12 protein-coding genes are annotated in these 10114 nt (G+C 58.7%); 2 read left to right on the top strand and 10 right to left on the bottom strand.

The window, feature by feature from the left end; genetic code table 11:
• Positions 1-277: 277 nt before the first annotated feature.
• The 10 genes from HOP59_RS22980 to pilB all read right to left on the bottom strand — a co-directional run bounded on the left by HOP59_RS22980 (position 278) and on the right by pilB (position 7154).
• Positions 278-1147, bottom strand: a complete 870-nt coding sequence (locus HOP59_RS22980; RefSeq protein ID WP_234255687.1) for a DNA replication terminus site-binding protein — start codon at positions 1145-1147, stop codon at positions 278-280.
• Positions 1144-1371 carry a DNA gyrase inhibitor YacG gene (yacG, locus tag HOP59_RS22975; RefSeq protein WP_234255686.1) on the bottom strand — a complete coding sequence of 76 codons (228 nt, stop codon included), beginning with the start codon at positions 1369-1371 and terminating at the stop codon, positions 1144-1146. The genes HOP59_RS22980 and yacG overlap by 4 nt, the downstream gene beginning before the upstream one ends.
• The gene (coaE, locus tag HOP59_RS22970) at positions 1368-1970 is read right to left on the bottom strand and encodes a dephospho-CoA kinase (RefSeq protein ID WP_234255685.1); all 603 of its coding nucleotides are present in this window, start codon (positions 1968-1970) and stop codon (positions 1368-1370) included. Before coaE ends, yacG begins: the two co-directional genes overlap by 4 nt.
• Positions 1967-2383: a type II toxin-antitoxin system tRNA(fMet)-specific endonuclease VapC gene (vapC, locus tag HOP59_RS22965; RefSeq protein ID WP_010628787.1), complete on the bottom strand. Its 417-nt coding sequence runs from the start codon at positions 2381-2383 to the stop codon at positions 1967-1969. Before vapC ends, coaE begins: the two co-directional genes overlap by 4 nt.
• Complete coding sequence (gene vapB, locus HOP59_RS22960) at positions 2384-2614, bottom strand: type II toxin-antitoxin system VapB family antitoxin (RefSeq protein ID WP_010628786.1); 231 nt, start codon at positions 2612-2614, stop codon at positions 2384-2386.
• Positions 2615-2707: 93 nt separating this feature from the next.
• The gene (locus HOP59_RS22955) at positions 2708-3559 is read right to left on the bottom strand and encodes a prepilin peptidase (RefSeq protein ID WP_267966016.1); all 852 of its coding nucleotides are present in this window, start codon (positions 3557-3559) and stop codon (positions 2708-2710) included.
• A gap of 9 nt (positions 3560-3568) precedes the next feature.
• Positions 3569-3760, bottom strand: a complete 192-nt coding sequence (locus tag HOP59_RS22950; RefSeq protein WP_234255683.1) for a DUF2283 domain-containing protein — start codon at positions 3758-3760, stop codon at positions 3569-3571.
• Between the two features lie 3 nt (positions 3761-3763).
• Positions 3764-4030, bottom strand: a complete 267-nt coding sequence (locus HOP59_RS22945; protein ID WP_234255682.1) for a DUF4258 domain-containing protein — start codon at positions 4028-4030, stop codon at positions 3764-3766.
• Positions 4027-5259, bottom strand: a complete 1233-nt coding sequence (locus tag HOP59_RS22940) for a type II secretion system F family protein (protein WP_234255681.1) — start codon at positions 5257-5259, stop codon at positions 4027-4029. Before HOP59_RS22940 ends, HOP59_RS22945 begins: the two co-directional genes overlap by 4 nt.
• A 101-nt stretch (positions 5260-5360) precedes the next feature.
• Positions 5361-7154: a type IV-A pilus assembly ATPase PilB gene (gene pilB / locus HOP59_RS22935; protein ID WP_234255680.1), complete on the bottom strand. Its 1794-nt coding sequence runs from the start codon at positions 7152-7154 to the stop codon at positions 5361-5363.
• A 397-nt stretch (positions 7155-7551) separates the two neighbouring features.
• Here pilB and HOP59_RS23570 point away from each other — a divergent pair, with 397 nt between their 5' ends.
• Positions 7552-7944 (top strand): prepilin-type N-terminal cleavage/methylation domain-containing protein, encoded by a 393-nt coding sequence (locus HOP59_RS23570; protein ID WP_276574332.1) that lies wholly within the window; start codon positions 7552-7554, stop codon positions 7942-7944.
• A 389-nt stretch (positions 7945-8333) separates the two neighbouring features.
• Entirely contained in the window at positions 8334-10079 is a 1746-nt protein-coding gene (locus HOP59_RS22925) for a DUF7305 domain-containing protein (RefSeq protein WP_234255679.1), read from the top strand.
• Positions 10080-10114 lie beyond the last annotated feature (35 nt).

Genomic DNA, 10114 nt, shown 5'->3' with positions numbered 1-10114 from the left:
CCAGAGGGTAGAATCGGTCATGGCGTATCCACTCGTGTTGATTGAGATCTTGGTCGTGATCAATCAACAGGATACGCCACCCTTCCTACCTCCTCCCATACACCAGAAGTCACCATAGCTCGCTCAGACATCGCAAGCAAGCCATTGAGCACGATCAAAGCCAGGACGGTAAGAATCTCGAGAATCATGTGAGATACGCGTGGATGAGCAGAGGTGGCCCCTGGCAATAAGGGTACTCGATGGCAGCGTTTGCCATTAATGTGATGCGAAAATTTATTTAGCGGTAGCGGTAGATACGCAGGCTGGGCAGGTAGGGCGTATCTTCCAGTTTCTCGTCGCTGCGCCGGGCCCGGGTACGGCTCTGGGGCGGCGCGGCCGGCGGCAGGTTGTGGTCGGGCAGCCGGCCGCGCGGGGCAGGCAGGAACAGCGGCAGCGCCACGTTCATGGCGCGGCGGGTGCGACCGTCTTCCAACGGCTCGCAGTAGAACAGATTGGCGCGCATCAGCGGTGCCTGGCTCTGCACCTGTGCCAACGGCTCGGCCGAAGGCAGGGCGGCCAGCTTGCGCAGCTGAATGCGCACGTGGGGCGCGTCGGTATCCAGTGCCAGCAGTTTCTTCTCCACCTCACGCACCGACAGCCGCTTGATCGAACGGCCGCTGGCGTACCAGGCCAGGCGCACTCGGGCCACCGGTGCTTCGGCCACGGGTATGGCTCGCCAGCACTGCTTTAAGTGCAGCCGGGCCAGGCCGCTGCCGCGCAGATGGTCGTGCAACTCAGGGTGGCGGAACGGCAGCACCGCCTTGGCCTCGGCCAGTAGCGGCGGGTGATGGTCGCGAATATGCGCAAGCCGAGCGGCAAAGTCGGCCTTGGCGGCGTTGACCTTGCTCACTGCTGCCATCAAGGCATCGTCGGCGGCTACCAGGCCCACATGGCTGCGTGTGGCGCGTCCGTCCTGACCATCTGCGTACCAGAAGTCGAGCAGGGCACGGCGCAGCCACTCGGTGCTGGCTTCGGCCTTGAAAGCCCACGCCTCGGCAGGAGAGGCGGCATAGGTTGCCACTAATGCCTCGCTGCGCTCGATAAGCTTGTCGAAGGCGAGCTCCAGCTCGGCCAGCAGCCGATAGGTGGGCGCCGGGGCGAGCGTCACAGATCTTCGCCTCGCTCGGCCCGGGCCAGCCACTCGTCGATATTGCTCTCGTCGAGCGCCGGCTCGCCGGCAATACGGTGCGACTCATCGGCCCAGGCACCCAGGTCGATCAGCTTGCAGCGCTCACTGCAGAAGGGGCGGTAGGGATTGCTCTCGCGCCACTCCACCTTCTTTCGGCATTGCGGGCACGCGACGGTCAGGGGGCGTTGGTTGTGTTGGCTCATGAAACTCCCATCTCTCGATAGCGTCGGTCCAGTTCGGCCACTTGGGCGGCAAGGTCTGCTTCGCTACCGCTATTGTCGATCACATCGTCGGCGCGGGCCAGGCGTTCGCTACGCGGCATCTGGGCCGCCACGATGGCACGGGCCTGGGCGTCGTCGACGTCATCGCGGGAAGCGGTGCGGGCGATCTGCAGGCTCTCCGGCACGTCGATCACCAGGCAGCGGTCAGCCATCTCGCTCTGGCCCGATTCGAACAGCAGCGGCGAGACCAGCAGCACGTAGGGTGCGCCCTCGGCCTGCAGCCGCTCGAGGTGCGCGACGATACGCTGCCGAATGCGCGGGTGGGTCACCGACTCCAGCCAGCGGCGCTCGCTTTCGTCGGCGAACACGATCTCGCGCAGGGCGCGGCGGTTCAAGCTCCCGTCGGCCTGAAGTACCCGCTCACCGTAGCGCCCGGCAATCTCGGCCAGTGCCGGCTCGCCGGGTTCCACCACCTCGCGGGCCACGTCGTCGGCATCCACCCAAGGCACGCCCAGTGCCGCGAAGGCCTGCGCCACCGTGCTCTTACCGGAAGCGATACCACCCGTTACGCCAACGATCATGAAGGCTCACCTGAATTGACCCAATCTTCCAAGCGAAGGCCTGGTACGCGATTGAATTCACGTCGGTTATTGGTAACGAGTATCAACCCCCGAGATCGAGCATGACCCGCAATCATCTGATCATAAGGACCAATAGGTGTTCCGCTTTTTGCCAACTCTGCTCTTAGCTGCCCACTGTGGGCTGCTGCTTCACAGTCATAGCTCAAAACGTCGAGGCGAGCAGCAAATCCTTCAACTACCTCAAGATTTTTTTCCGGGGCGGCGGATTTCTCAGCTCCATAGATCAGTTCCATCAAGGTGACCGTACTGATACACATCTGGAGGTGATGCTTTCTGAAAGCCTCCCGTACATGACCAGGGCGATTCTTTATCGTAAAAATGCAGATGTTCGTATCAAGCATGTACTTGAGCACTCAGAATTCCTCGCGATTCTGGTCGGCGGGTTGCCCACGCTCAGTCATGTAATCGCTTGAAACCTTTGGGCCGTCAAACCAGCTGTCCCAGGATTCCCCGGCAGGTGTGATGATTCGCGTACGACCTATGGCAATGACATCCACTCTCTTGACGTCATCTGGGAGGGCGACGGCTTTGGGAAGTCGTATCGCTTGGCTTCGGTTGCTTTTGAATACGGCGGCCTGCTCCATGATCCGTGCTCCTTATCCGTGTTCCTGGGGGATATATCTTGCGTATATCCCGAGCATAACCCGCCATGTTGGATATGGCAAAGGGATATACGGCTAGGGCAGGAACAGGCGTCCATAGCCGGCCATCAGCGGTTCGCCGACCAGCAGAGCGATCATGCCGGCGCTGGCCAGGTAGGGGCCGAAGGGCATCGGCATGCCACGCAGACGGGGCAGGGCGAGCTGCAGCGCAATACCGACGATGGCGCCCACACCGGCGGAAAGGATCAATACCATGGGCAGATACTGCCAGCCCAGCCAGGCGCCCAGCGCCGCCAGCAGCTTGAAGTCGCCGTAGCCCATGCCTTCTTTGCCCGTTACCAGCTTGAACAGCCAGTACACGCTCCACAGGGCAAGATAGCCCGCCATGGCGCCGGTCACCGCGCTAGGCAGCATCAGTGGCTGAAACAGCAGCTGATAGAGCAGGCCGGCCCACAGCAGCGGCAAGGTCATGGCATCCGGCAGCAGTTGAGTGCGCAGGTCGATCACGGCCAGTGCCAGCAGCGCCAGGCAGGCACCGTACACGAACAGGCCCTGCCAGCTGGCGCCGTACAGCGCCACCACCGCCAGCGCCAGGCCGGCCCCGGCCAGCTCCACCAGCGGATACTGCGGGCTGATACGCGCCTCGCAGGCGGCACAGCGGCCGCGCCGCTTGATCCAGCCGAGCACCGGCAGATTGTCATGCCAGGCGATGGGGGTTTCGCACTGAGGGCAGATGGAGCGCGGCACCATCAAATTGAAACGGGGCGACTCCTCTTCGGGCAGCTCCAGCGCCTCGCGAGCCTCGGCCCGCCAGCCCAGCATCAGCATCACCGGCAAGCGCACGATCACCACGTTGAGAAAGCTACCCATGCACAGGCCCAGAAGGGCGGCCAGCGGCCAGAGAACTGTAGAGGGAAGAACTAGCAAAATATATCCTTAAGCCGCCTCGCTTTTGAGCAACGGCCAGGCACCCTGCTTGGATGCATCTAGAATGACCACTTCCACCAAGGTGCCGTCCTCGGCATAGCTTACATGGGTGTTCCAGTCCTGAGACATCTCTTTCACGATAGGCTTGTCCGAAAGATGCAGTACTAGGATATCATCCGCTTCGTCGTAAATAGTTCTCATCTGCTATTCCTCCCAGCAGAAGTGATGCATGATCGTCTTGACGACAAGTCTATCCTCAAGCACTACTGCTGCACAGATCAGGTTATCTTGCCTGTTGGCCACGTTCATAGCGATCCAGAGCCGTTCCGCGTCCTTATAGCGAGTCTCGCCATTCTCTAGTAGCTGGAGCAATAAACCCTCAGGTATGTTGCGCTCTGTCATGCGCTCGCTGGCATGGCGTGTAACGTGAACGTAACGCTCAAACCGCTGGCAATACAGCGATTTTTTCACAGCACCGTTCCCAACTCGAAGATCGGCAGATACATCGATACCACCAGGGCGCCGACCAGAATACCCAACACCACGATGATCAGCGGTTCCAGCAGCGAGGTGAGGGCATCGACCTTGTTGTCGACCTCCTCCTCATAGTAATCGGCCACCCGGTTGAGCATGGCGTCCAGCGCGCCGGACTCCTCGCCGATGCCTACCATCTGTACCGCCAGCGCCGGGAAGCGCTCGGTCAGGCGCATGGCGAAGTGCAACTGCTGGCCGGTGGACACGTCCTCGCGGATCTGCCGGGTCGCGCGCTCGTAAACCAGATTGCCGGTAGCCCCGGCGGCGATGTCCAGCGCCTCCACCATTGGCACACCGGCACCGTAGGTGGTGGCCAGCGTGCGCGAATAGCGTGCCACGGCAGACTTGTCGAAAATGTCGCCAAGCACCGGGACCTTGAGCAGAAACGCATGCACGCGATAGGCAAAGGCGGGCGAGCGCCTGATGCCCTGGCGCAGCAGGTAAACGAAGGCGACCATGCCCCCCAGCCCCCACAGCCAGTACTGCTGAGCGAACTCGGAGAGGGCGATGGTCATGCGGGTCATCGCCGGCAGCTCGGCGCCGAAGCCATGGAACAGGCTCTCGAACTGCGGCACCACTTTGATCAGCAGCAGCGCGGTCACACCGATACCCACCAGAATCACCGCGATGGGGTACCACAGCGCCTTCTTCACCCGGCCCTTCAGCGACTCCACCTTTTCCTTGTAGGTGGCGATACGGTCGAGCATGCGGTCCAGCGAGCCGGAGCTCTCACCGGCCTCCACCAGGTTGCAGAACAGGCTGTCGAAGCACTCGGGATGGTTGCGCAGCGCCTGGGAAAAGCTCGAGCCAGCCGCCACCTCGTTCATCATCTGCTGCACCACGGCACTCATGGCCGGCTTGCGAATGCTCTCGGCCACCACCTGAAACGCCTGTAGAACCGGCACGCCGGCACGAATCATGGTAGCCATCTGGCGGGCGAACAGCATGACGTCGCGGGGCTTGATGGTGCCCATGCCGCCGCCCAGCCCGTTCTTGCGGCGTACCCGCTTGACGATGATGTTCTGGTTGGCCAGTTCGCGTTCGACCTCGAACTTCTCGGCGGCCACCACCTCACCGCTCACCAGCCTGCCGCCAGGCCCCTTACCCGTCCAACGCCAGCGGTAAAGTTTCAGCTTCCGCGGCGCTCTTGCCGTTCTGGTTGCCATAGGTTCCCTGCTGCGTTCTTGAATCTCTTCTATTATCTTCGGCGCGAAAACGCTCAGCTTGAGCTTCATCAATTTACCGTGCGAGATGAAGCATAATTTTGTCAGTCTTTGGTAACTCGGTTGACCTCGGTGAGGCTGGTAATCCCTTGCATTACCTTCAAGAGCCCGCTACGTCGTAGGTCCGGGTGGCCTTGTTGTCGTGCCAGCTGGTCGAAATCCATCGAGTTGCCGTTGCGCATGATCAACTGGCTCATCTCGTTGCCGACCGGCACCACCTCGTAGATACCCACACGCCCCTTGTAGCCATGGGTGCAATGCTTGCAGCCTACCGCCTCGTACACGGTGGCGCTATCCACCTCCTGCTCAGTGAAGCCCTCCTGCAGCAGTGCCTCGCGGGGTATCTCCACCGGCTGCTTGCACTGCTTGCACAGCCTACGTGCCAGACGCTGAGCGATGATCAGGCTCACCGAACTGGCGATGTTGAACGGCGGTACGCCCATGTTGGCCAGGCGGGTCAAGGTCTCCGCGGCGGAGTTGGTATGCACCGTGGAAAGCACCAGGTGACCTGTTTGCGATGCCTTCACCGCAATCTCGGCGGTCTCCAGGTCGCGAATCTCGCCGACCATCACCACGTCCGGGTCCTGGCGCAGGAAGGCGCGCAGGGCGCTGGCGAAATCCAGCCCGATCTTGGGCAGCACGTTGACCTGGTTCACCCCCGGCACCTTGATCTCTACCGGATCCTCGGCGGTACAGATATTGCGTTCTACCTCGTTCAGGATGTTCAGCCCGGTATAGAGCGTTACCGTCTTGCCGCTGCCGGTAGGGCCGGTGACCAGAATCATGCCCTGAGGATGGTCCAGCACGCCTTCGTAGAGCGCACGCTGCTCCGGGGTGAAGCCCAGCGCATCGATGCCGATCTGGGCCGAAGTGGGATCGAGAATACGCAGCACGATCTTCTCGCCGTACACCGTAGGCAGCGAGTTCACACGAAAATCGATCGAACGGGTCTTGGAAACCTTGAGCTTGATGGCGCCGTCCTGCGGCAGGCGGCGCTCGGAAATGTCCAGCCGCGCCATCACCTTCAAGCGCGCGGCAATGCGCGCACGCATGGCAAACGGCGGGCGCGCGGCCTCCATCAGCATGCCGTCCACCCGCATGCGTACCCGGAAGCTGGTCTCGTAGGGCTCGAAGTGGATGTCCGAAGCGTTGCGGCGAATGGCATCGAGCAGAATCTTGTTGACGAACTTGACGATGGGCGCGTCGTCGGCGCCGCTGGAAGCCGTATCGATGGCGGCATCATCGCTGATATCCAGACCATGCTCGAATTCCAGCTCGCTGATGGCATCGTCCACCCCATCCAGCGCGTCCATCATGCTGCTGTCGTGGTGGGCCAGATAGGCCTCCAGCACCGGCATGAGCTGATCCACCGGGCACAGCACCGCATCGATACTCAGCCCGGTAGCGAACTGCAGCTCATCGAGTTTCGCCAAGGTGGAGGGGTAGGGTACCGCTACCGTCAGCCGATGGCCGCGGCGGGTAAGTGGCACCACGCAGAGCTTGCGCAGCAGCTTTTCGGGGTATTCGTTGGCGGCGGGCAGGCTGGCCAGGCGCAGCGCATCCAGATCGATCACCGGCAAGCCGTACTCCCAGGCCGCACACAGCGTAGCCTCGCGGGCGGTGGCCAGGCTGGACTCGATCACGTGCTGCAGCAGGCTGATTTCCGCCTCGCGCGCCTCGTACTCCGCCCGCTCCGCCGCCGGGCGGGAAAGCAGCCCGTACTCCACCAGGCGCCGGGTGAGCCCGCGCAACCCCTCGAGGTTGGGGTTAGGTGCAGAGGCCGCCAAAGTGCCACTGGGCGCATGGCTGGCATTGGGAGCGGATCGATAGTCGTTCATGGCGCCTCAGGGGTTGGGCCCGCACGGGCGTGAGCATAACGGTTACAGGCATTCTAGCCCTTCGGTATGCATCATCCCACCGTGATGACGTTTATGGTCCCAACTGGCATTAACGGTGTCATCGATTATGATGAAAATATGGTAGTACCCACGTAGGTAGCGCTTGTGGGCAAAGGGTGTGTAAATTAATGTGAGTGAAAACGGGGCGTAAGACCCCTGTGATGAGCGAGCTCAGGCACTTGCAGCGCAAGGCGTGAGCGAAGGTGGCAAAGGGGCAAGAGCAAGGTGCGGACCCGTTCCGCGAGAGCAGGCGGCGTGACGCCGCAGGTGTAACCGCCCAAGCGGCCGGCAAGACGGCCGTACGGGTACCAGAGAGCAGGGGACGACGGCGATGAGCATGAAAGAACTGATGCGACAGAGGACAACGGCCAAGCGAGGCCAGGGCGGTTTCACCCTGATCGAACTGCTGATCGTGGTAGCCATCATCGGGATTCTGGCGGCGATAGCGATTCCGCAGTATACAGGTTATCAGGATCGAGCAAGACATAGCGCTGCTATCTCTGAGCTCAGTGCAGCCAAGCTGCAGGTTGGTATAAATCTTCAAACGGGACAGGATGCCTGCGATGGCGTGGGTACGAGATTTCAGTGCAATGATGGTACTTCTACACTGAGTAATACTAATGGCCATCCGAACGCTATCATGACATGGGACGATAGTGGTGATGAAGTCATTACGTGGACTATCACCAATTGGGAAGGGGAGGAAGAAGAAGAGACGCAAACTCCCTAGTAATGTTTAGCTAAGAATTCTACAATAGCCGGCAGAGATGCCGGCTTATTCTTTTTACGTAAGCGCCGTTCAGCTTGAGGCTGGCATTGTTATCAGGTGTATGCTTCTCGATGGTTTGGGAGCCCTGCTATGCAAATTATTGCACAATATTCATTAAGAACGTGTTGTAATTCCAGCCCCCTGCGCATTCTTCACCCAAGCTGAAGGAAATCCAGCCGTAAGGAGCGGGCCATGCGTATTCCCAACGAACGGTACTCCACGGTGCGGCGGCCTTTACAATGCACACCCCTGTGAGGAGGTATCATAGCCATCAGTCTCTTGTACGTGACCATGCCTCACTTTTAATGTAAAGTTGTGTATCAAAGTGTTCCGGGTTTTCTGGAGGGCAGATGCCAGGTAAGCGACACAGGCAGCAAGGTGCGGCGCTGGTGGTGGTGCTCTCGTTATTGAGCATGGCTCTTTTGCTCGGTCTGTCGAGTATGAGTGGCAGCTTGGTGAACGAGCGACTAGCGGGAAACTACCGCGCCATGGCCCAGGCTCAGATGGCGGCTGAGCGAGCTGCTTCCGAAGGTTGGCATACTTTGCTTGCCAGTACCCCAGCACCCTCTTTCGATAATCATGATCTAACGAGTCTAATAGCAACTCACTGGTCAGCATTCAATACTGGTTTGCTGGTTGAAAACCAAACTGCATGTCACTTTGTCAGTTCAGTGAGTTGTTCTTATCGCTATGTAAGTAGTGGCGGCAGGGATTACATCATAGCAATGGGTGTGGTTCAGGATGAGGTGGAGGGAGTAATTGCAACGAGCGAGAAAATAATTATTGAACTTGAGTCCGAGGCTGGAAGTGGAGCTGTCTTTTCTTCGCCAATAGTCGGGTGTGAAGGAGTCCAGCTTTCAGGTGGTTCTACAATTGGTAGTTATGATTCTCGAAACGGACCGTGGAACGGTACGTCAAGCGGGTTTAGGGAATCTGAAACACCTCTGGTTAGAACGCTTGAAGGCGATGGCCTCATAAGTCTGAGGGGAAATGAAAGAATATACGGCTCTGTTTCGTCATACGGTGGGGTGTTATTGCCGTCTGGTTCATCCAGAATTCATGGCAATGTTTCAGCGAATGGTGACGTGAATTTAAATGCAGGTGGTGGTGAGATTTACGGAAATGTGTCATCACAAGGCAACGTCAGGTTTGGGAACAGTGCTAAAGTCCATGGGGAAGTAAAAGCTGTCAATGACGTGGTTTTTGAAAATGATTCGGCTTTTGTAGGTGAGGCTATTTATGCCGGTGGCAATGTTCGGTCTACAAGGAAAAGTAATCCCGCAGAACATCTTTCGCAAAACAATAGGCAAAATTACTATCCCGGCCACGATGGCGGTGCCGTGCCTGTTTCTGGCGAGAGCTGCGACAACATGAGATTTTCAGGGCGTAGCATCTCTGAAGAAGCCTTGAGGCTTAGCGAAGAAATTCCTGATGTGAATGAATCAGATGGTGTGCCAAGGAACGTACAAATAGGGCCTTGGCCGTATTGGGATTGGGAGATCTCGGAAGGCGGCTTGAGCAAGCTAGATAAATCAAATAATTCAAATAAATGGACTGAGCATGCACGTAGTCAAATAGCGGATGGAGTATTGGCTAGGGAAGGGTATACAAGTGTGGTGCGTGTCGGAAATTTGGATATCAATCAAAGCGGCTCGCTAAGGGTTTCTGGTAATGTAGTGCTTATAGTCGAGGGCAATTTTAACGTCGGTGGGGGTGGGGACGGCATAAGGATTGATCCGGGCAGTAGCCTAACTGTCATTGTGCGGGAGAAGACGGTGTTCGGAAGCTCAGTGAATATGCTTGGTACGAACCCTGTGAATAACAACGGCGATGCGTCCTTTACTTTGCTCTCAACGTATAATGGCAGCGGCCGCGCTGTTGAATTCAATGGTGGGAGTCGTGTTGTGGCAAATGTTTATGCACCATTTGGCGATGTGGCGATCATACGTGGCGCGAATTTGCACGGATCGGTCAGGGGAAAGCGCGTTGAGGTAGATGGAAATGGTTTGATTGCATATGACGAAGCTCTTCAGGAGACTGGCTTTGATGGAGAAGCCGGCGGCGGCTCTGGCTTTGCGATCAGCTCTTGGCGCTGAGCGCGCCAGTGTGATTCTGCTCTTAGGTCCACGGT

This window comes from Billgrantia aerodenitrificans (genome assembly GCF_021404405.1).
Classification (GTDB): Bacteria; Pseudomonadota; Gammaproteobacteria; order Pseudomonadales; family Halomonadaceae; genus Halomonas; species Halomonas aerodenitrificans.
Note: the sequence above shows the minus strand (reverse complement) of the source record. Positions and strands in the feature narration are given on the sequence as shown.